Consider the following 21,557-nt stretch of genomic DNA (forward strand, 5'->3'; position numbering starts at 1 on the left):
AGGTCTCACTTTTTTCAGCGATCAATAAAAAACAGGGTGGATCGCTAAAGCGTATCCACCCTCTTTGAGTACAGCGAAAAATTACCCGCCACACTTACCTTCGCCGCACTTACCTTCTTTTTTCTTGCCTTCGCCGCACTTACCTTCGCCGCACTTGCCTTCTTTTTTCTTACCTTCGCCACACTTGCCTTCGCCGCACTTACCCTCTTTCTTTTTATCATCACCGTCGTGATCAGCCAGCGCCACGTTGTAGCCTGAGCTCAGGTCTGCTGCGGCAAAGGGGTTAGCATTACTGTTGGCAGCAGATACATTCATAGCGGCAGTGGCGATAAACGCTGCGCCAACTGCGGCGGCTACAGGGGAAAGGTGCTTCTTGTTCATAGTGAATCTCCTAACTAGGTGTCCTTAGCAATAAAAAGTACAAGAGACTTTTTTCCACTCCGCAGAAGTATAATGCTGCGAAACAAAAATCAGTCATTGAATAGAACCCGCCACAAAATAACCGGTATCAAGGGGTCATTCTGGGCTCCAGGCCTGCTTTCAGTACTTCTGTCGGGCTCTCCATCAAATTCTTACACTTGATCAAAATTTTTTTTGTGATCTCTTTTCCATAGAGAAAATCAACCAAGCAAACCTTTCCCATCAATTTCTGCCCATGACTTGCTTAAGCGCTTGGATGACACCGGCATCAGGGTTTTTAGAGTCTGCGCGAATAAGGAAACACGAAATTCCTCCAACATCCAGCGAAACTCACGCAATTCTGCCTCTGCAGAGAGTTCTCTGGGTGAATATTTCTCCACTTGCGCCAAGTAAGGCTCCGCCGCCTTCTGGTATTCAACTTGCAGTTTTCGGTCACGGTTAGGGTCGAGAGCGGCCTTTTCCAAGCGCATTGCGATCGCCTTCAGATAGCGGCCGTACTGGCGCAGCCATGACAGCGGAGTATCAAACAAGCAGCCTCGGTAGAAGAGCCCAGCCAGTTGCTGCTGGATATCCCCCACCGCCATTGCGACCGCCAGGTTTTTCTGCTGTTTGATTTGTTTGCGCAGTGGCACCAGCTGAGCCAGGGCCTTGACCAACAGATCACCAATCTCCTGGGCCACCCCCACCAAGTCACCGTCATTTTCCAAAGCGGCCAGGAATTCAGCTTCGGTGCGCGGCAACTCCTCTTTGGGCCAGAAAACTTCGCGCACGGCTGCCATCAGGATGTCGTCAGCTACCTCCTCACGGCGCCCCAGATCCGCTGCAGAAAGCCCCAGCTCCTTGCCTCGCAACAGCTCTTTGCGCAGATACTTCACCTTCTCCGGCAAGTGCAACAGAGCCAAACGGCAAATACCGGCGCGAGTAAGCCTGCGAGCCTCACTGGGGTTATCCAGTAGCTTCAGGGAAACACTGTCTTTTCCTTCAACCAGCGCGGGGTAAGCCCGCACCTTGAGCCCGCCCTGGTTGAGGGTATGGGTCTCTGGAAGATCACCGAAGTCCCAGCGGGAAATACCCTCCCGCTCAAAACTGTCGCCAGCTGTTGCCAGCCCCTGCTGTACCCGATCCCGGTAGCGCGCTTGCAATAGGGCCAAATCCCGATCTTGATCCAGCAATTTGCCGGCTTCATCCATCACCTGGATATTGAAACGGTAATAATCTTCCAGGGCCTGTTCCGCAGACTCCCATACCTCATCTGGCAACTGCTGCGCTGTCTGGCGCTTCAGCTCCAGAGCCAACGACTGCCACAATGGGGTATTGTCTGCACGCAGTCGGGGCAAAGCCTTATCTATCGCAGCCGGCACTGGCACAAAATATTTACGCCACTGCTTGGGCAGGGCTTTTATCAGAGCGATGCACTTGTCCCGCAAGATGCCCGGCACTAACCAGGAGAGGCGAGCTGCCGGCACCTGGTGCAGCGCTGCAACCGGCACCTGTATGCTGACGCCATCATCCACACTGCCAGGCTCAAAGTGATAGCTGAGCGGATAGACAATACCGCCCGCCTGCAACTCATTGGGGAATTGGGCCTCTCCCACATGATCGGCACTCTGCTGCATCAATAAGTCGCGGGGAATAAACAGCAGCTGTGTATCGCTGGATTCCGCTTTCTTGCGCCAGTGCTCAAATCCAGCCAGGTTGACGATATCCGCTGGGATACGCTCATCGAAGAAACGGTACACCACTTCATCATCCACCAGAATATCCCGGCGACGGGATTTGGCTTCCAGCTCTTCCAGGGACTTCAACAGGTCGAGATAGTGCTTATAAAATCGGCCCTTACCGCGATAGCGTTGCTCCACCAGCGCCTGGCGAATAAACACTTCCCGAGAAGTTTGCGGGTCCAGTTTGCCGTAGGGAATTCGGCGTTTTTCCACCAGCACCAAACCGTAAAGGGAGACCTTCTCAAAGGCCATTACCTGCCCGGAGCGAGCGTCAAAATGGGGTTCAAAATAATTGCGCTTAACCAGGTGCTGCGCGGCGGCCAATATCCACTCGGGCTCGACCTTGGCTACGGTATGGGCGAACAGGCGGCTGGTCTCCAGTAACTGGGCAGACACCACCCAGCGGGGAGGTTTTTTAAATTGACCGGAGCCTGGGAAAATATGGAAACGACGATTGCGGCAGCCGTTAAACTCCTTGTTTTCATCCCGCGCGCCAATATTGCCCAGCAATCCCACCACGATGGCTCGGTGTATCGCTTCGTATTCCGCCGGCTCTTTGTTTTCTTTAACTTCGAGATCGCGACAGGCCACACGCAGCTGGTGGTGGATATCTCTCCACTCGCGCATACGCAGCCAGGACAGGAAGTTTTTCTGGCACCACTTGCGCAACTGATTTTGACTCAGTTCCTGACGCTGGACTTCAAAGGCATCCCACAGCTGAACGAAGGATAAAAAATCCGATTGTTCATGCTGCCACTGGCGATGTTTTTCATCCGCAGCCTGGCGTTTTTCTGCCGGGCGCTCGCGCGGGTCCTGCACGGCCAGAGCGGCGACAATAATCAAGAGCTCCCGCGCACTGCCATTCTCTGCCCCCGCCAATAACATGCGGCTCAGGCGCGGGTCCAAAGGCAACCTTGATAGGGATCGCCCCAATTTAGTGACCCGGCCCTGCTCATCTACCGCCTGTAATTCCTGCAGCAATTTATAACCGTCATTAATCAGTCGTGGGTCCGGCGGATCGACAAATGGAAACTCGCGGATATCACCGATACGCAGCTGTAACATTTGCAGAATGACTGCTGCCAGATTCGTACGCAGAATTTCCGCATCGGTAAATTCCGGGCGCTGCTCAAAATCCCGCTCTTCATACAAGCGCACACAAACACCGGCGCTGACACGGCCACAGCGACCGGCACGCTGGTTGGCGCTGGCCTGGGAAACCGGCTCTATAGGCAGCCGCTGAATTTTACTGCGGTAGCTGTAGCGGCTCACTCGTGCAGTACCCGGGTCGATCACATAGCGGATACCGGGCACCGTAATAGAGGTCTCTGCCACATTGGTAGCGAGTACAATGCGACGGCCTTTATGGCCGTGGAAAACTTTGGCTTGCTCCGCAAGGCTCAAGCGGGCATACAAGGGCAGCACTTCCAATTGCGCTATCTGTGCATCGCGCAAAGCCTTGGAGCACTCGCGGATTTCCCGCTCGCCGCTCATAAATACCAGGATATCCCCACCGCGCCGACTGCTGGACTTTTCCTCGTGCAGTAACTCCTCCACAGCAGTGACCACCTGCTCGTTGAGATCTGCATCCGTATCCGCTGCGGGGCGATAGTGAACTTCCACTGGGTAGGTACGACCGGAAACCTCGATAATCGGCGCATCGTCAAAATGCCGGGAAAATTTTTCCAGGTCGATGGTGGCGGAGGTAATTATCAGTTTCAGGTCAGGGCGCTTGGGCAGTATGGTTTTCAAATAGCCCAACAGAAAATCAATATTAAGGCTGCGCTCATGGGCCTCATCGATGATCAACGTATCGTATTTATTTAACAGGGGATCGCGCTGAATTTCAGCCAGCAGGATACCGTCTGTCATCAGTTTGACGTGGGTATGCTCGGTGCTGTGGTCGGTAAAGCGCACCTGGTAACCGACGGACTCTCCCAGGGGCTGCCCCAGCTCCTCAGCAATTCGATTGGCTACAGTGCGCGCGGCAATCCTGCGCGGCTGGGTGTGGCCGATCTGGCCGTAAATTCCCCGGCCCAGTGACAGGCAAATTTTTGGCAACTGAGTGGTTTTACCAGAACCGGTTTCACCGGCAATCACTACAACCTGATTTTTCTCGATCTGCTCGGCGATTTCCTCCCGCCGCGCTACCACTGGCAAAGACTCCGGCCACTGCACTTCTGGCAACTTGCGCCGGCGCTCCTCCACCAGGGTCTCAGACGCTTGGAGCTGCTGCTCCAATTGGGCCAACATGCGATCAACCGGCTTGCCCTCTTTCTGGCGCCGGCGCACATTTTTGACAGTCCTGCGCAACCCATAGCGGTCACGCCCCATGGTCGCGGAGATTCGGGCCTGCAGCGCCCCCAGTACTTTTTCTGCTTCGGTGTGACTCATAATTCGTACAGCAATGGCAAACGCGGGATTATACCCCCTGAGCACCGCAGGGCTATCAAACCTTATTGTGGCGCTCATCTATACTGGTGCGAATAGCACTTCTTCTGAGGGGCACGGCCTATACTGCTGGTGCAATTCCTCAGGGTCATACCTTGCGAGCAGTACTATGCAAGAGATCAAGCCCAAGCCCCCCGCCAGCGCAGGCCAGCTGTTTGGCCACCCCAAAGGACTCTTCCTGTTGTTTGGTACTGAGATGTGGGAACGTCTCAGCTACTACGGCATGCGTGGTATTTTTGTCTTCTACCTGACCTCTACAGCGACTGCCGCAGTCTTCGGCTGGGAACAACTGACCGATACCGAATTGCAATCCAAAGCCCTCAGCTACCTGGGCTGGTATGCAATGCTGGTCTACCTAACCCCCATTATCGGCGGTTGGATGGCAGATAATCGCTGGGGCCAGCGCCGCTGTATTATGTTCGGCGGCACCTTGATGATGCTGGGGCAGTTCGCCCTGGGATTCCCCCACGGTTGGCTGCCAAATGGCAGCCAAATTTATATGCTATGGATCGGGTTGGCATTGCTGATTATCGGCAACGGTTTCTTCAAGCCAAATATCTCTACCATGGTCGGGGACCTTTACGAGGAAGGTGACCACCGCCGGGATACCGCCTTTACCATTTTTTATATGGGCATCAACCTGGGCTCTATCCTCGGTTACCTACTGGTGGGCTGGATTGGGGAAAAGGTGGATTACCAGCTGGCCTTTATCGTCGCTGGCCTTGGCATGTTAGCCGGCCTAATCCTGCAGATGACCCAAGCCAAGCGCTACCTGGGAGAAATCGGTGTAGAACCTTCTGCGCACCTGGAACTGAAAGACAAGAAAGATGAGGACGTCGATAAGCGCCGCCCGCTGACTCAAGAGGAGCGAGACCGCATCAAAGTTATTTTGGTTTTGGGCGTGTTTATCGTGATTTTTTGGGCCGGCTTTGAGCAGGCTGCCGGCTCAATGAACTTATTCGCCAAATATCGAACCGACCTGAATGTGCTGGGGTGGGAGATTCCCGCCAGTTGGCTGCAGATGGTAAACCCTCTGTTTATTATTATCCTCGCGCCGATTATGGCCAGTATCTGGGTAGGCATGGGAGACCGGGAACCCAGCTCACCGGCCAAATTCAGTTTGGGACTGGTTTTTCTCGGCGTGGGATTCTTATCCATGTGCGGTGCCGCCCTGCAAATTGGCGATTCAGAGACCATTAAAGCGAGTATTTGGTGGCTGGTATTTGCCTATATTTTCCACACCATTGGCGAGCTTTGCCTATCGCCAATTGGGCTCTCTGTCGTAACTAAATTATCTCCGCTGCGCTATTTATCCCTGATGATGGGGCTTTGGTTTGCCTTTATTGGTATTGCCAACAAAGGAGCCGCAGAGATCGGTAAACTCGTTGGTGTATCCGGTCCACTCGCAACCTTTGGCGGAGTAGCCCTGGCCGCAATTATTGCCGGAATTATCCTGTATTTTATTCGCGAGAAACTGGTGGACTGGATGCACGGTGCAGAAGAGGTTCACGTAAAGGTGGGCGAAACCACCAAGGAGGAACTTAGCATCACCGCCGATCACGACGGTGTACCGCCGAAGCATTTTAGCGGTAATGACAAATAAGGGAGCCAACCCATAAAAGGCGTATTTTGCGAGCACGGACCTCGCTCTTTAACGTTATCAGATTCCGGACCGCTAACAGGCGTACGTTTAGCGGTCAAAGATCTCTTTCAATTGAAAGGGGAGAAAAATACGGCAGGCAGCCCCGAGTGGTTCAATACTCACCCTCCTGCCAATAAAACCGCACTTAGCTTGCAGAAATTACTGGAGGCCGGCTCAACCTTTACTGGGTTTACTCACCTTGATGAACTCGCCTACAGCATGCAGGGGAGTAATTTACACTACGGTTCTGCCGACAACCCTAAACTGCCCGGCTATTTTTGTGGGGGTTCCTCTATGGGATCGGCCGCCGCCGTGGCCTCAGGAACAGCCGATATTGGCTTAGGCACCGACACCGGCGGATCGGTGAGGGTACCTGCAAGCTATTGTGGTTTATTCGGCATTCGAACCAGTCACTCACTTATTCCTACCGACGGTGTTATCGGTTTAGCACCCTGCTTTGATACTGTCGGTTGGTTTAGTCAAACTCCTTCATTACTTGTAGACGTCGGCAAAATTCTAATCCCGTCACAGCATTTATCCGCAAATAAAGTAACCCGCCTGGTTACTTGCCCCGAGATCAGTCAACTGGCAGATACGCCTATTCAATCAGCAATCCAGGAATTTATTCCTACATTAAATAATCAATTTTCTATCTGCGAGATTAAACACCTGTCTGACATTGAATTACTGGGCGAACTGGCGGATGTATTCAGAATTTTGCAGGGCCGCGCCATCGCCAATACTCACGGAGACTGGTTGCGAAAATACCGGCCGGTATTTTCAGAGGACATAGCCACAAGAATTACTATGGCCCTATCAATTACCGATGATGAGATATTCTGGGCCAACGAAAAACGACAACAGTGGTGCAAGTTGATGGAAACATTACTACCGGACAACAGTAGCGTTTTACTAGTACCAACCACCCCCACAACCGCAATTAAGAAAGGGACCGATAGTGAATCCTGCAAAGTACAAAAAGATCGCCAGCGACTATTGGGTTTAACCGCTATTGCAGGGCTTTGGGGCGCCCCCCAATGTCATCTACCGTTGTTTTTTATCGTAGAAAATGGGATTAATACTGGGAAAAAAGAGATAGAGAAACCCTCTGGCTTCTCATTGATAATGACTCCACAAAGCGATTTTTCGCTTCTCTCTCTAGTTGAGCAACTAACGAAACCCCAAGAATAGCAGGTAGCACCTAAGGTGCTACCTGAAAAAGCGATCAGCCTTTTAACGCCCTTTAACCAAATAAGCGATGGCTCGATCCAATCCCTCCAGGGTCATCGGATACATATGCCCGTCCACCAGTCTCTGGGTCATACCGATACTGGGAGTATATTGCCAATACTCCTCTCCTACAGGATTCAACCAGATCAGGTTACTGTAGGTATCGGTGACACGCTCCATCCAGGCCGCACCGGGCTCTTCATTCATATGTTCGACACTGCCGAAACGACTGGTAATTTCGTAGGGCGCCATAGACGCATCGCCGACAAAAATTACTTTGTAGTCCTTGCCATAGGTGCGCAGTATTTCCAGCAGCGAGGTATTTTCGCTATAGCGCCGCTGGTTGTCTTTCCATACATGCTCGTAAACAAAATTGTGGAAATAAAAATATTCGAGATGCTTGAACTCGGAACGACAGGCGGAGAACAGTTCTTCACAGACGCGCACATAGGGGTCCATAGAGCCCCCTACATCGAAGAAGATCAGCACCTTAATCGCATTATGTCGCTCCGGCACCATTTGAATATCCAGTAACCCGGCGTTGCGTGCAGTAGAGGATATGGTGTTATCCAGATCCAGTTCCTCTGCGGCACCGGTGCGGGCAAATTTGCGCAACTTGCGCAGAGCCACCTGGATATTGCGGGTGCCCAGACTGATACTGTCATCCAGATTTTTAAACTGGCGCTTCTCCCAAACCTTTGACGCCGAGCGATTGCGCCCCTTACCACCCACACGGATACCGCCGGGATGATAACCACTATTGCCAAACGGGCTGGTGCCGCCAGTACCAATCCAGCGATTACCACCGCTGTGACGCTTCTTCTGCTCCTCTAGACGCTTTTTAAATTCCTCCAGTAGTTTTTCTAAGCCACCGAGGCTTTGCACCTGGGCCTTTTCCTCTTCGGTCAGCTGCTTCATAAATTCTGCACGCAGCCAGTCCTCGGGAATCATTTGCTCGACAATGTCGTCGAGGGTCTCAAGGTCCTTAAAATAGGCGTCGAAAGCGCGATCAAATTTATCGAAGTGCTTCTCGTCCTTGACGAGGCAAACGCGGGCAAGGAAGTAAAATTCCTCAAGGTCGGCAAATACCAGGCGCTGCTGTAATGCCTCAAGCAGGGCCAGCAGTTCGGTGATGGTTACCGGTAATTTATAGCGGCGTAAATTCTGGAAAAAGCCAATCAGCATAATAATTCGCAGTCAGCACAGGGAAAAAATAACACCCGGTTAAACCGGGCCGAAATCACCGAGGACAACCTAAGCCCTCGGTGACATTAACCAACACAGTTTAGCGATTATCGCGACGGGCCATAAACGCCAGGCGCTCCAGCATATGGACATCCTGCTCGTTTTTCAGCAGGGCACCGTAGAGCGGCGGAATGGCATTGCTGCTATCGCTGTTTTTCAGGATCTCCCCGGGAATATCATCAGCCATCAACAGCTTGAGCCAATCGATCAGTTCGGAGGTCGAAGGCTTTTTCTTCAGGCCTGGAACCTCGCGCAGCTGGAAGAAAATATCCATTGCCTCGGCCACCAGCTGCCCTTTGATCCCTGGGTAGTGCACATCGACAATTTTGCTCATGGTGTCACGATCGGGGAAGCTGATGTAATGGAAAAAGCAACGGCGTAAAAAGGCGTCCGGCAACTCTTTCTCATTATTGGAAGTGATAATTACGATGGGGCGCTGCTTGGCCTTGATGGTTTCGCCAGTCTCATAGACAAAGAACTCCATACGATCCAGCTCAACCAGCAGGTCGTTGGGGAATTCGATATCCGCTTTATCGATTTCATCGATCAGCAGCACCACGCGCTCTTCTGCCGCAAAGGCCTCCCAAAGCTTACCGCGCTTAATGTAGTTGCCAATATCGTGAACCTTATCCACCCCCAGTTGGGAGTCCCGCAGGCGGGATACCGCGTCGTACTCGTACAGGCCCTGCTGGGCTTTGGTGGTGGATTTAATATGCCACTGAATCAGCTTTAGTCCGAGGCTCTCTGCTACCTGCTCGGCGAGCAGTGTTTTGCCGGTGCCGGGCTCACCCTTGATCAATAGTGGGCGCTGCAGGGTAACGGCCGCATTCACCGCCATCTGCAAGTCGTCGGTCGCTACATAGCTTTCGGTACCGGTAAACTTCATAACTGCTCCAATCCTGTCGTCGAGGCTAACTATCTCTTTTAGCGAATGATAATTGAACAACAGTTTGGGGGCGAGGCGGTAACGCTCAATTTGGATGACCAGCTTGCGCTGGGGGAATTTGCCAGTCCCGCAGGGCGAGCCTTGAAAGTACGCGTGGGCTTTCCGAAGCAGCCTAGGCCATCTGGGTACTGCGGCGGTGTACAACCTGGCGACCTTTGCCGGTGATATACCAGCGGATGCCCAAGTGACTATGAATTTTCCCGACCATCTCCAGCACCAGCAAGCTATTCAAGGCGCGGGCTATAGAATTGGTTTCCATACCGCTGTCCTGCACCATGCCGGAAAGAGACCGAAATACACACTCCCCGGTATTTAACAAATGCAGCACCTGTAGGGCATTGTCATCCAATTTACGGATCTGATTGAAATCGATGGTCGGCCCCTGCTCGGGGTCGCCCTCAATTTCATGCTCCAATAGGGGCATCATTTCCAACTGCATGGTGCGCAGTTCCTGCTCCATATTCTCTACTCGGGCGCGGGCAATACTGGCGTCTCGCAACTGGCGCCGCGCGGCGTTAAACACGAACATACGGGACGCAATTGCAGCGAGCAGGCAGTAACCGGTAAAAATCAATAAGCGCGAGGGGTCACCCTGGATTTCTATCAACAAGTCACTCTGGGTGAATTTAAGGAATATCGGCACCATCAAGGCGCCACACAGCCCCATAATCAGGCAACGTGCGAGCCCCGCTGGATCTTCTTCGGTGAACAGCATTTGATAGTAATTGACCAGCCCACCCAAAATGCCCGAAACCAGCATTACTGCAGTCAATATAAGCAGGTGATCGAGCATCAGTATTCCTCAGCCATTCGGCTCTCACTGCCAATCTGGGCAAGTGGGTATTGAACTGAATATTTCACTCTATTCACGACTGCCCTTGCCCTCTTCCCATATTAGGTGCGAGGTATTTCCCACATGCTGGATACAGCCGCCTCTTGTTGTTACTGGATACCTGGCAGAAAAGTGACACGGCTTTTACATTGTTTTGCATTGCGCCACAGCGGGAACCAGCTTAATAGATATAGCAGCTGTCATTGACTGGGGTTGTCGGTCTAAAGGGTTTTAGCGCCTTTGATACGAGCAACCGAGTGAAGGCCTGGATATAGGCGTCGAGGAGGGACGATGGCTGCGCAAGTGAATAAAAGTACAACAAAAAATACTGGGGGAATGGCTACCCTGCCCTCAGGCATGACAGCCATATCTTGGGTTATTGTTCGTTAAAGTAGGGATCTTCATCAAAGCGACGACGCCTGTCCCGGCGAAATCTCATCAGCAAGCTGACAATCCCCCAAACAACCATGATCGCCAGGGCTCCACCCGAAGCGAATATCAAATTGGTAGTGACCTCTGGAGCCGCTCCATTTTCTTCAAACAGCGTTTGATAAACAAATAGCGGCAACACCGGCACAGCAACTGACTCCGCTACAGAGGTCTTTGCCGGTGCCAACAACACTGCCGCAGCCACTAAGAGTAGAGTCTGGCGCACCCAACTCCATCGCCAATTGCGCATAAACCACCAGCCCGCCAACAGCATAACCAGTGTTGAAGCGGCGTATACCATCCAGGCAAATTGGAAATCTTCTGTCATTCTCTCACTCTACTTTCTGGCACACCGATTTAATATCGGGCAAATATGCCAGGGTCCTTTACATCGTCACTCGCTCGGAACCGGCATATTTACGCCGCTTCGCAGACAAGCACTGCCAACCATAAATCGATCCGAAGAATGATTTAATTATGCGCAATATTCAAAGGCGTTCACAGGTCGCAGTTCCCGTTTGCGATCAACCTTGTTCAACCCAAGAGACAATATGATCCTCCATATCGTCTGAATGAACCGACTCTTCACTGACAACGCGCCCACGCACCGATATCCCCGCCCGATGTACGGATTCCGGGTCCCCCGACACCAGTGGGTGCCAGTCCGCAAGAGGGCGCCCTTCCGCAAGACTGCGGTATGCGCAGGTGAGCGGCAACCAATCGAATTCGGCAATATCCTCTATACGCAACTGAATACATCCGGGAACATGGGCTTTGCGCTGGCTGTACTCACTGCACTGGCAGGAATGGGTATCCAACAGGCGGCAGGCCACATTAGTGAGGTAGACCTCACCCGTATCCTCATCCTCCAAGCTGTGCAGACAGCAGCGACCACAACCGTCACAAAGCTGCTCCCACTCGGATCGACTCATTTGCTCCAGCGTTTTCCGCCGCCAAAAAGGCTCCTGTGCCATTTAGCTCGACTCAGCGTTGCAACTTGCTGTTCTTCAGCGCGATTTCACTCATTTCGGAATCGGCTATTGGCGGCATCTGTAAGTAATAGCCGCGAGTGCGCACCTCTTTGAGCAACTTGTCCGCCTCTGCACGGGCCAGTTTTTTGTCCGGCGTCACCAACATCGTAGTGACGTGCTGCGGCTTGCCGAAAAGCTCCAGTAGATTTTTGGGAACCCTCGCAGTGCCCTCGCGCTTATCCACGTACAGATACATTTCGTCTTTATTTGGACTGCGATAAATATCGCATAAAACTTTCACTTCAATTCCTCTTTACGCAATTGTTTCAGAGCTTCGAGCAAAGGATGGCCAATCACATCGGCCCGCCACCCTCTGAGCCGCCCCTCTAACTCGGGTCGACGGGCCTGGACCAAGGCTTCCAGCTCTTTTTTGCGAATTAATATTTCGGCAGGCAACCCGGCCCGCTCGGCAATAGACACCATCTCAAGCCGCAGTTGCTTGAGGATCTCTCCCTGCTGCCGGTTGAGAGGCTGCTGCATTCGCGCAGGAGGATCGCTTCTCTCGCAGGCTTGGGCAACGATTTTTAACAGGGCCTCTCCGTGCTCACGCAAAGCCCGCCCTTCCATACCCAGTTGGCTCAAGGCACCTCTATGTCGAGGCAACTGTTGGGCCAGGCCGAGACAGATATTCTCTTTCAACAAGTGATTGCGCGGCATATTCAGCGCCCTGGCCTGCTTTTCGCGCCAGGCACACACATCCTGTAGCACTGCCAGTTGTTTACTGCGCAGGCGCCAGGCACCTTTCACTTTTTGGTAGTAAATCTCAGGCGGGTTCGGGTTTCGAGCCGTGACCACCAATGATGCACAGTCTTCCTGCAACCACTCCAGGCGCCCCTTCCCATTGAGGTCCTTTACCAGTACGCCGTAGAGTACCGGCAACCAAGCAACATCGAGGGCGGCATAGGTTTTCTGTGCATCGCTGAGAGGTCTCTGCAGCCAGTCCGAGCGGGTTTCACTCTTGGGCAACTCTATATGCAGTAGCTGGTTAACTGTCGCCGCATAACCCAAGCCTGCTCCCATACCACAGATTGCAGCGGCAATTTGGGTATCAAAAATGGGCTCGGGAATCACGCCTAGCAAGCGCTCCAGGGTTTCCAGGTCCTCGCTACAACTGTGCATGATTTTAGTGACAGCGGTATCGAGCAAGAGGTCGCGAAGCGGCTGTAACTCCTCAATCGCCAAATTGTCGATCAGGTAGCAGTGTTTTCCATCACCTACCTGGGCCAGGGCCGGCTGGGGATAAAAAGTACGACTGCGCATGAACTCGGTATCCAGGGCTACCGCACTCTGCTTGCGCCATTCTGCACACAACTCTACCAGCTGCTCGTAACTGTCAACCCAGCGTGGAGTGGTATCTATTTCTGTCATCGATATCACTCAACTGCCGGAAAAAAATGCGGTTCGACTATTAAAGGCGTGGGCGAGAGTGCCGCCATCGATATATTCCAATTCTCCGCCGATGGGCACACCGTGGGCAATCCGGCTCACCGTCACCCCCTGGGCACGAGCTCTCTCCGCGATGTATTGCGCGGTAGCTTCACCTTCTACCGTAGGGTTAGTGGCGACAATAAGTTCGCGCAACTGCTCAGTAGCGAGTCTCTGCTCCAGCAAGTCGATCCCCAGCTCCCCCGGGCCAATGCCATCAATGGGCGAGAGATGCCCATGCAGGACAAAGTAGCGACCGTGGTAATTACCGGCCTGCTCAATAGCCAGAACATCAGCGGGCGTCTCAACCACGCAAAGTGAGTCCTGCTCGCGCCGGCTATTGCAACACAATGAGCAAACGGGCTCCTCTGTCAGGGTGCGACACTGCCCACAGCGCCCCACTTGTTCCACCGCTCGCGCCAAACTCTGGGCCAGCAGGGAGGCAGCTTCCCGGTCTTTCTCCAACAGGTACATCGCCATGCGCTGCGCGGACTTGGGGCCTACACTGGGCAGACAGCGGAGCGCGCGGATCAGCTCTTCAATCAGGGGACTAAACATACAAACTCAAAACCAGTGGATGGCCACTTCTTAAAAGGGGAACTTAAAGCCTTCAGGCAAATTGATACCTGAAGTCAGGTCTCCCATTCCCTGCTTTTGCAGTTCCTGTGTTTTTTCCTCTACACGGCGCACAGCGTCGTTGACCGCAGCGGCCAGCAGGTCTTCCAGCATTTCCTTTTCTTCGGTCATCAGGGAGGGATCAATTTCCACAGATACCACATCGTGGCGACCATTCATCATCACCTTGACCATACCCGCCCCAGACTCACCGCAAATGCGCAGTTCAGTCAGCTCCTGCTGCATCTTCTGCACTTTTTCCTGCATGTCAGCCTGCATCTTCTGGGCCTGCTGCATCAAATCGCCCAAACCTTTCATAGGTAACCTCTATCTTGTGCATGTGGCCCCGGAATAAACCGGGCCCTAATTGTCATTAATCTTCTACTACTAGTGATTCTACGGAGCCCGGCACCAGTTCCGCACTCAATTCTGTCTGTAATTCTTGAACCAGTGGGTCAGCGACCAGTGCATCCTGGGCAGCTTCTAGCCGCGCTTGGCGAGTAGCTGCGACTAATCGGGCGGGGGTACTCCCATGTACCTGCCCTACTTGGATCTGCGCCACCACAGGCTGCTGGAAGAAGTCAGCCAGAGAGTCCCCAAGGCGCCGCTGGTGAACTTCGTCGTAGAGGCTGCTGTAGGATTCATCCAGGGTGAACGAGAGTATATTGTCCTGCCTGCCCACCATCTCCAAGTGCTGGGCAATAGAGTGCAAAATACCGGTAATACCCAGCTGTCCATACATTACCGGCCAACTGCCAGGCGTTAATGCTTCCAAACGCCCTTTTGGCACTTCCTGACCCCGGCTTTCTGCCGGAGCCTCTCGCGAGGTATTCACCGTATTTTGTGGTACTGGTTGCTGTGGTGCCGGCGCCGACTCCACTTCCGCAACTCGCTGGCGCAGCTCGGCCAGGACATCTTTACGCTGGGGACGCTCTTCTGCCACTCCCTGGACAGGGGGCGGGCTTGTAATTTGCTCCGGCTGAATCTCCGTCGCTGGCTCACTGATCATTTCAGTTGGAGCTGTCGACTCTGTCTCTCGCTGCTCTGTCTGATGTTTAAACGGCTGCAGGCCTTCCACTGCCTGCGAGGGAGTTAGATCAACCGCTGTAACAGCCTGCGGCTGTGCCGCTTCAGGCTTTTTTGCCGGACTGACCTCCGATACTTCTGACGCAACAGGAGCCTGTGGCTGTAGCGCTTCTGGAGCCGGTGCTGGCGAAACGGGTTCGGAAGCCGATGGCAGTGGCGAACGGGGAATATCCGCAACACCCTGGGGGCGGAAAGCCAACATCCGCAGTAGAGCCATTTCAAAGCCACTGCGCTGATCCGGGGCCAAGGGCAGGTCACGTCGGGCCAGCAGAGCCATCTGGTAATACAGCTGCACATTTTCCGGGGCGATACGCCCAGCTAAATTTCTCAGTCGCTCACCATCACCCAGAGAGTTATCGATAGATTGAGGCAACACCTGAGCCACTGCGATACGGTGCAGGTTATCGGCAAGTTCTGCCAGCGCTGCACTGTAATCAGGGGCCTGCTGAGACAACTCAGCAACTGTGGCAAATAAAGCCTGTGCGTCCTCTTCAGACAAGGCTTGCAGCAGCTTCCACACCAAACCGGTATCGATACTGCCCAGCATACCGCGCACTTCTGCCTCAGTAATTTGCCCCCCACCAAATGCGATGGCCTGGTCAGTAAGACTCATCCCATCTCGCATACTGCCATCTGCGGCGCGACCGAGATGCCACAGGGCCCCTTCTTCAAACGGAACCTGTTCCTGTTCCAAAACAAACTTCAGATGCCCCACAACCCGCTCGGGGCTCATGTTTTTCAGCTTGAACTGGAGACAGCGGGATAACACAGTCACCGGCAACTTCTGCGGATCGGTCGTTGCCAGTAGAAACTTCACATGGGGAGGCGGTTCTTCGAGGGTTTTTAACAGCGCGTTAAACGAGCTGTTCGACAACATGTGGACTTCGTCGATCAGGTAAACCTTGAAGCGACCCCGGGTCGGTGCGTACTGCACGTTCTCAAGCAGTTCACGAGTATCTTCGACCTTGGTACGCGAGGCTGCATCCACTTCGATCAAGTCGACAAAACGGCCATCAGCAATCTCATTGCAAGTGTGGCACTGGCCACAGGGTTCAGAACTGACTCCCTCTTCACAATTCAGACACTTGGCCAGGATTCGTGCAATCGTGGTTTTACCCACACCACGGGTACCGGCAAAGAGGTAGGCGTGATGCAAGCGACCATTATCCAGGGCGTTGATCAACGCCTGGAGAACATGCTCCTGTCCCACCATCTCGCGAAACAGCTTCGGCCGCCACTTCCGTGCCAGTACTTGATAACTCATTCAATCTCCGGTGCTCGACACACCTCTGCAAGGTCTTATTGTCTGCGCCTGTGGCGCGGCCGCCATTATACCGGCATCCATCGCCAGGCATAGAGAATCGAAGAGTGTGACCAGTCAAGTTCTATCGTACCTCTCGTAGCGAAACCAATGCTTGTGATATAACTGTGCGCCAGCTCGCACTAAGAACAATCAGTCCATAACTACAGCGAGCAGGGTACGGGGATCACGATCAGTAATGAATAAGGCCAGGAAGACGCTTCTTGAAAGGCTGTTTACCGAGCACGGACAGGCCTTGGTACGCTTTGTCTCTCGCATTGTAAAAAGCCCTGACGATGCCGAGGATATCGCCCAACACGCCTATCTACGCCTGCAAAAACTCAGCGATGAGAAGGAACTTGAGAATCCACGGGCCTACCTCTACCAGATTGCCAATAACCTTGCTGTGGACCAGCTGCGTCGGGGCAAGCTTCATGTAGAGTATGTGAGCCAGCAGATCCCCATGGAGGGTGAGCCCTACACCGACGACCATGCGGACCATCAGTCACCAGAAAGGTTGCTGGCAGCCCGCCAGCAACTACAGTCCATCTACGAAACCATGGACAAGCTACCCCTAAAGTGCCGCCAGGCCTTTCTATTACATAGGACCCGGGGCCTCTCCTATAGCGAGATAGCTAAGGAGATGAATATCTCCGTGAGTAGTGTGGAAAAGTATATTTTGCAGGCTTTGAAAGCGTGTCGTAAGAAGGTAACTCCTGAAAGGTGACCTTCAGTCAGTTGCGCCACTTGTGACATACATCCTTAAAATAACGATAAAAGAAGATGAACCACCGGTATTCATACCTTAGCAACAACTCTACAAAATTATTTGAGGGGGGAAGCTGTTCAGTCGTCTCAGCTTCGAAGGGCCGTATTGAGTAAACCTAAATACTCTACATACAACAGAACTTTTTACTGTAATACAGTAAAAACACGTTGGAATTATTTTTTTACTCAGAGGTCCGTGCAGTAAAGGTCGCACAAATTGAGAGACTTTGAGTAATATGCCGCCTTTAGTATCAAAGTACTAAGTTAATTTTCGCAAATCCAAGGTGCTAGAGCAGCCATGATGACTAACCCTAAGCAAGCAATAAGTGAAGAAAGCCTTGACCAGGCTTGCGCTTGGGTTGCTCGTTTGCGCTCTGACTCGATTACATCTAGCGACCGCCACCAGTTCAAGAAATGGATTTCCCAAGACGAGAACCAGTTAGCTTTTGCCGAAATCACTGAACTCTGGGGAGACCTGGGTGCCTTATCTCACCTACCGGTAGATACATTGTTCCCAGAAAGCATTCCCTCTCCGCAAAATAATGCTGCCGTATGCTCCGCATCCACCGAAAATGCAGAGGGGCAACAAAGCTCAAAGCAATGGACATTGCCGCAGTGGCTTATGGGCGGAGGGCTAGCAACCTGTGGAGCAATAGTTGCCTTATGGGTTGGATATCAGGGTATGGGCGGCGAACTCAAAGCTCAAATATATGCGACCGAACGCGGACAAATACAAACTATAAATCTGTCCGACGGCTCAGAAGTAAAACTGAACTCAAATAGTGAACTGCGGGTAATCTATAACCGCAATGAGCGTCGCACGGAGTTAGTTCGCGGTGAAGCCTTCTTCGAAGTGGCAAGACAAACTTCTCGTCCCTTTACTGTTACCGCCGGCAGCGCCAACATCCGCGTATTGGGGACTGAATTTAACGTTGAACTCAACCCAGAGAACACAAGAGTATCCGTAACCGAAGGCACAGTCTCAGTTAGTGAGACCGATAGCGCCCCCGGCCTGGAACCCGAATCAGTACAACTGGTCAAGAACGAGAAAGTCAGCGTTTCTGAAAGAGGTCTCAGCCCAATTGGCCAAACATCACCGGAAGAAGCTACCGACTGGACAAAAGGACTACTAGTCTTTGAAAAAACCCCACTTAAGGATGCTTTAACCGAGTTAAATCGCTATTTAGCGGTTCCAGTTGCCGCCTCTCCCCAAGTAGAGGGCAAATTAGTTACAGGAACCTTCGAGATCTCCGATCCAGACAGCACCTTGAAAGCTATCGCTACTGCGCTCGATTTGCACGAAGACCACAGCGACTCCAACCTGACTATCTTGTCTCCCGCACATAACTAGGTTATAACCGTCATCACGGCGGTTATATATTAGGCAAGCAAAATAAGCCCGCCCAGAATCTAAGAAGAACTATCAGTTTGCTGCATTTTGACATGCTGCATGTATTTGAATGGGCACCTCATTGACATCTAGGCACTGGATAACAATATCCCTTGTGTTAGCGCTTTGCTCCCCTAGCGCTACCTACGCCCTGTGCCCAGAGTCAGGAATCGAAATCTCCAAAGGAAACCTTTCTCAAGCCCTGATATCGCTGGGCCAGCAATGTAAAATATCACTACTGGTTAGAGCCTCATCAGCTGCAAAATTTCAAGTTAACAGGCAGACACTACTTAGCCCCGATGGCCATTTTGAGCCCGCTCTAGAGCAACTACTAGAAGAAGTACCGCTAACCTTCAGAAAAGTAGGCCCATCATCAGTAGCAGTCATTGAATCCCCTGTGCAAGACGCCACCCAACAACTATCTGCGGGGATACCACAAACTGAAGAGGTAACTGTTACTGGACAAAGCCTGACGGGAAGCCATTTACGCCACTTCCAGTCAGGAGGATACTTACCAATTGATAGTCTCTCTAGAGACCAATTAAAGATGACCGGCGCTCAGACTATTGCCGACTTACTCAAGTTCTTACCTGCTGTTTCCGGTAATTCCACAAGCACTTCAGTTAGCCAAGAGAGTGACGGTACCGCAACCGTCTCTCTGCGCGGCCTCCCAGCCAATAGCACTCTTGTTCTCCTCAATGGGAGACGAATCATCAGTGATGGATTTAATGGTGAAGCGACCGACTTAAACACTATCCCTCTAGCACTAGTTGAAAGAGTCGAGATTCTAAAAGACGGAGCCTCCGCTGTTTATGGCTCCGATGCCATCGCAGGCGTTGTCAATATTATCCTGCAAACTGACTTTGAAGGGCTCTCAGTAAAAAGCTTTCACGGACGGGCAGGGCAAGGCGACCGGCAAAGTGAATCGCACCACTTAACCTGGGGATGGAGAGGAGATCAATCTCACATAATGCTTAACTTGGCCCAAAATCGCCAAGGAAAAGTTATGAGTCGGGACAGGGGGCTATCCAGCTCAGCCGATAGTCGCGCAATGGGAGGGACCGACCAAAGATCATCTGCGATCCCGGGAGGGTTTATTGCCCTGGAGAGAAATGAGGTATTGACCAATCTCTCGCCCGGCACATACCAGAGCTGGTCACCGGAAGAAAAGTTTGATTACAGCGATTACACCTCGGCTATAACCCCCACTCAAAGCGACTCGATATATATAGCCGGCAATCTGGATATCAGTGAAAGCACACAAGCTTTTTCTGAGATTATGGGAGTTCGATCCAGTGGTGAATCAACTTCTGCCCCTACCCCAGTGTTTACACGTTTTGATAACGGTGATCTGACGATATCAGCCGACAATATTTACAACACCTTTAACCAGGATATATATGACGTCCGCAGACGTGTTATTGAACTTGGCCCAAGGACTCAGAGTAACCGAACCAACACCTGGAGATTTAATACAGGAATAAAAGGTTTCTGGAGTGAGTGGCAGTGGGAACTAGGTGCCTCAGCCCACAGAACCTCCAAGAAAGAAACACTAAATAACGTAATAGATCCCATTGCCCTATCCTTAGGCCTAAAAGGACCTGATATCTGTAACGTCACAACTGCCTGCGTGGCGGTAAACCTTCTTGGCCCTAGTGGCAGTATCGACGCCGAGCAACTGGAATTTATTCGCGGCAAAAGTACAACCACTAGCACTTCACGAATGACATCCTTCACTTTCATAACTGATGGCATCATCAAAAAGATATCAGCCGGAAACATCCTTGCCGCAGCAGGAATTGAGTTTCGGCGAGAGAGTGTAAGCCTCCACTCAAATGATTATTTCGGTATGTCTTATATCGGCGGGCATGCCCCAGGATCTACAGAGGGAACCCGACTTGCCAAAGAGGCCTTTGCGGAAGTATCTATCCCACTAATCTCAGAAAAGCTATGGCTGGATGGCGCCATTAGAAGCTCTCACTACGATGACTTTGGAGATACTAGCAACCCCAAACTAGCCCTACGATGGAGGCCAACGCCCTCCCTACTTGTAAGAAGCAGTTATACCACCGGATTCAGAGCCCCGACCCTGGCAGACATGAATCAACAAGGTTACCAAACCCAAGAATTTCTGTTCGACCCCTGCACCAGCTCTAATGCGAGCGAACTACCCGGCTGCCAACATCAATCTGATAGTTCCCGCATACAATATTTAACCGAGTTTAGCGGCAACCCCGATCTCTCACCGGAAACATCCCGCACTCTCTCACTGGGAGTCGCATGGGAGCCGGCCCAGATTCCCGACTTTATCGCTAAATTTGACCTCTATGATATCGACGAAGATCAGGTCATCGGCACTAACCCCCAATTTCTATTGGATCAAAATGCTTACTACAACCTATACAACGATTTAGTCATACGTGACCAGAATGGTGACATCACCAAAATCTATGCTTCTCGTACAAATCAAGGAAGCAGAAAAATCCGTGGGTACGATACCTCTTTTCGTTATAATTTCAGTGCTGATAGAAAGCATGAAGTTCAACTCGCGTTGAATATCAGCAAAATGCTGCATTACATCAATCAAAGCTCACCGGAATCTGCCAAAGAAAATTTGGCCGGAACCTTCACGGATACCTCAAGTGGCGGATTAGGATCTCTCCCCAAGTGGAAAGCCAATGCTGGGATCTACTTGAAAGGAGACTTGTGGGAAGCCGGATATACCGTTCATTATGTAGACAGCCTTGAAGAGACTTTTACCAACCAAGATGGCACTGATAGCCATCATAAAATTAATAGCTGGTCATCTCATGACATCCAGCTCGCTTTCAACCCAAGTACCCGGTATAGGTTTGCACTTGGCATAAATAATCTACTGGACAGCTCCCCACCTTTCGCCTCAACAGCAGACAGCAACAACTACGACTACCAGACTTACGACCTCACCGGCCGATTCTTTTATGGAAGCTTTTCTATCAACCTCTAAGCAACGCCCCTCGCCCAGCCCCCCCGCTATTCATTTTTTT

General features: G+C 52.0%; 17 protein-coding genes. 5 read left to right on the forward strand and 12 right to left on the reverse strand.

What is annotated here, in order from left to right; translation table 11 throughout:
- Positions 1-81: 81 nt before the first annotated feature.
- Together ACJJIL_RS18040 and hrpA are read right to left on the reverse strand one after the other, a co-directional pair.
- Positions 82-381 (reverse strand): HvfA family oxazolone/thioamide-modified RiPP metallophore, encoded by a 300-nt coding sequence (locus ACJJIL_RS18040; protein ID WP_108731896.1) that lies wholly within the window; start codon positions 379-381, stop codon positions 82-84.
- 239 nt (positions 382-620) lie between these two features.
- Positions 621-4,535 carry an ATP-dependent RNA helicase HrpA gene (gene hrpA / locus ACJJIL_RS18045; RefSeq protein WP_445360422.1) on the reverse strand — a complete coding sequence of 1,305 codons (3,915 nt, stop codon included), beginning with the start codon at positions 4,533-4,535 and terminating at the stop codon, positions 621-623.
- A gap of 166 nt (positions 4,536-4,701) precedes the next feature.
- On the opposite strand from hrpA, the gene ACJJIL_RS18050 reads away from it, so the two are divergent.
- Both ACJJIL_RS18050 and ACJJIL_RS18055 read left to right on the forward strand, forming a co-directional pair.
- Positions 4,702-6,195, forward strand: a complete 1,494-nt coding sequence (locus ACJJIL_RS18050; RefSeq protein WP_413664480.1) for a peptide MFS transporter — start codon at positions 4,702-4,704, stop codon at positions 6,193-6,195.
- A 12-nt stretch (positions 6,196-6,207) separates the two neighbouring features.
- Entirely contained in the window at positions 6,208-7,425 is a 1,218-nt protein-coding gene (locus ACJJIL_RS18055) for an amidase family protein (RefSeq protein ID WP_445362013.1), read from the forward strand.
- Positions 7,426-7,467: 42 nt separating this feature from the next.
- Here ACJJIL_RS18055 and ACJJIL_RS18060 read toward each other — a convergent pair whose 3' ends face one another.
- The 10 genes from ACJJIL_RS18060 to dnaX form a co-directional block, all read right to left on the reverse strand.
- Positions 7,468-8,649: a vWA domain-containing protein gene (locus tag ACJJIL_RS18060; RefSeq protein WP_108731893.1), complete on the reverse strand. Its 1,182-nt coding sequence runs from the start codon at positions 8,647-8,649 to the stop codon at positions 7,468-7,470.
- A 100-nt stretch (positions 8,650-8,749) separates the two neighbouring features.
- Entirely contained in the window at positions 8,750-9,595 is an 846-nt protein-coding gene (locus ACJJIL_RS18065; RefSeq protein ID WP_445360423.1) for an AAA family ATPase, read from the reverse strand.
- Between the two features lie 172 nt (positions 9,596-9,767).
- On the reverse strand, positions 9,768-10,448 hold the full coding sequence (locus ACJJIL_RS18070; RefSeq protein WP_108731891.1) for a YEATS-associated helix-containing protein: 681 nt from the start codon (positions 10,446-10,448) through the stop codon (positions 9,768-9,770).
- A 415-nt stretch (positions 10,449-10,863) separates the two neighbouring features.
- The gene (locus tag ACJJIL_RS18075; RefSeq protein WP_282934168.1) at positions 10,864-11,244 is read right to left on the reverse strand and encodes a hypothetical protein; all 381 of its coding nucleotides are present in this window, start codon (positions 11,242-11,244) and stop codon (positions 10,864-10,866) included.
- 196 nt (positions 11,245-11,440) lie between these two features.
- Positions 11,441-11,890 (reverse strand): YcgN family cysteine cluster protein, encoded by a 450-nt coding sequence (locus ACJJIL_RS18080; protein ID WP_444892841.1) that lies wholly within the window; start codon positions 11,888-11,890, stop codon positions 11,441-11,443.
- A gap of 10 nt (positions 11,891-11,900) precedes the next feature.
- A complete protein-coding gene (locus ACJJIL_RS18085) occupies positions 11,901-12,188 on the reverse strand; it encodes a YcgL domain-containing protein (RefSeq protein WP_444892840.1) in 288 nt (95 codons plus the stop codon).
- Positions 12,185-13,315: a ribonuclease D gene (gene rnd / locus ACJJIL_RS18090; RefSeq protein WP_445360424.1), complete on the reverse strand. Its 1,131-nt coding sequence runs from the start codon at positions 13,313-13,315 to the stop codon at positions 12,185-12,187. Before rnd ends, ACJJIL_RS18085 begins: the two co-directional genes overlap by 4 nt.
- Positions 13,316-13,324: 9 nt before the next feature.
- The gene (gene recR, locus ACJJIL_RS18095; RefSeq protein WP_445360425.1) at positions 13,325-13,930 is read right to left on the reverse strand and encodes a recombination mediator RecR; all 606 of its coding nucleotides are present in this window, start codon (positions 13,928-13,930) and stop codon (positions 13,325-13,327) included.
- Positions 13,931-13,960: 30 nt separating this feature from the next.
- A complete protein-coding gene (locus ACJJIL_RS18100) occupies positions 13,961-14,305 on the reverse strand; it encodes a YbaB/EbfC family nucleoid-associated protein (protein WP_445360426.1) in 345 nt (114 codons plus the stop codon).
- A 55-nt stretch (positions 14,306-14,360) separates the two neighbouring features.
- Positions 14,361-16,337: a DNA polymerase III subunit gamma/tau gene (dnaX, locus tag ACJJIL_RS18105; protein ID WP_445360427.1), complete on the reverse strand. Its 1,977-nt coding sequence runs from the start codon at positions 16,335-16,337 to the stop codon at positions 14,361-14,363.
- A gap of 235 nt (positions 16,338-16,572) precedes the next feature.
- On the opposite strand from dnaX, the gene ACJJIL_RS18110 reads away from it, so the two are divergent.
- From ACJJIL_RS18110 to ACJJIL_RS18120, 3 genes are all read left to right on the forward strand, one after another.
- Positions 16,573-17,100: an RNA polymerase sigma factor gene (locus ACJJIL_RS18110; protein WP_413664471.1), complete on the forward strand. Its 528-nt coding sequence runs from the start codon at positions 16,573-16,575 to the stop codon at positions 17,098-17,100.
- Positions 17,101-17,439: 339 nt separating this feature from the next.
- On the forward strand, positions 17,440-18,492 hold the full coding sequence (locus ACJJIL_RS18115) for a FecR family protein (RefSeq protein WP_445360428.1): 1,053 nt from the start codon (positions 17,440-17,442) through the stop codon (positions 18,490-18,492).
- 154 nt (positions 18,493-18,646) lie between these two features.
- Positions 18,647-21,517 (forward strand): TonB-dependent receptor, encoded by a 2,871-nt coding sequence (locus ACJJIL_RS18120; protein WP_445360429.1) that lies wholly within the window; start codon positions 18,647-18,649, stop codon positions 21,515-21,517.
- Positions 21,518-21,557: the final 40 nt, after the last annotated feature.

Source organism: Microbulbifer maximicatervae (SeqCode) (assembly GCF_052468095.1).

What these genes read in the sequence shown, in the direction of transcription:
- dnaX (WP_445360427.1), bottom strand. Translation starts at nt 16,337, where the DNA reads ATGAGTTATCAAGTACTGGCACGGAAGTGGCGGCCGAAGCTGTTTCGC.
- hrpA (WP_445360422.1), bottom strand. Translation starts at nt 4,535, where the DNA reads ATGAGTCACACCGAAGCAGAAAAAGTACTGGGGGCGCTGCAGGCCCGA.
- ACJJIL_RS18115 (WP_445360428.1), top strand. Translation starts at nt 17,440, where the DNA reads ATGATGACTAACCCTAAGCAAGCAATAAGTGAAGAAAGCCTTGACCAG.
- ACJJIL_RS18060 (WP_108731893.1), bottom strand. Translation starts at nt 8,649, where the DNA reads ATGCTGATTGGCTTTTTCCAGAATTTACGCCGCTATAAATTACCGGTA.
- ACJJIL_RS18070 (WP_108731891.1), bottom strand. Translation starts at nt 10,448, where the DNA reads ATGCTCGATCACCTGCTTATATTGACTGCAGTAATGCTGGTTTCGGGC.
- ACJJIL_RS18110 (WP_413664471.1), top strand. Translation starts at nt 16,573, where the DNA reads ATGAATAAGGCCAGGAAGACGCTTCTTGAAAGGCTGTTTACCGAGCAC.
- recR (WP_445360425.1), bottom strand. Translation starts at nt 13,930, where the DNA reads ATGTTTAGTCCCCTGATTGAAGAGCTGATCCGCGCGCTCCGCTGTCTG.
- ACJJIL_RS18050 (WP_413664480.1), top strand. Translation starts at nt 4,702, where the DNA reads ATGCAAGAGATCAAGCCCAAGCCCCCCGCCAGCGCAGGCCAGCTGTTT.
- ACJJIL_RS18080 (WP_444892841.1), bottom strand. Translation starts at nt 11,890, where the DNA reads ATGGCACAGGAGCCTTTTTGGCGGCGGAAAACGCTGGAGCAAATGAGT.
- ACJJIL_RS18100 (WP_445360426.1), bottom strand. Translation starts at nt 14,305, where the DNA reads ATGAAAGGTTTGGGCGATTTGATGCAGCAGGCCCAGAAGATGCAGGCT.
- ACJJIL_RS18065 (WP_445360423.1), bottom strand. Translation starts at nt 9,595, where the DNA reads ATGAAGTTTACCGGTACCGAAAGCTATGTAGCGACCGACGACTTGCAG.
- rnd (WP_445360424.1), bottom strand. Translation starts at nt 13,315, where the DNA reads ATGACAGAAATAGATACCACTCCACGCTGGGTTGACAGTTACGAGCAG.
- ACJJIL_RS18040 (WP_108731896.1), bottom strand. Translation starts at nt 381, where the DNA reads ATGAACAAGAAGCACCTTTCCCCTGTAGCCGCCGCAGTTGGCGCAGCG.
- ACJJIL_RS18075 (WP_282934168.1), bottom strand. Translation starts at nt 11,244, where the DNA reads ATGACAGAAGATTTCCAATTTGCCTGGATGGTATACGCCGCTTCAACA.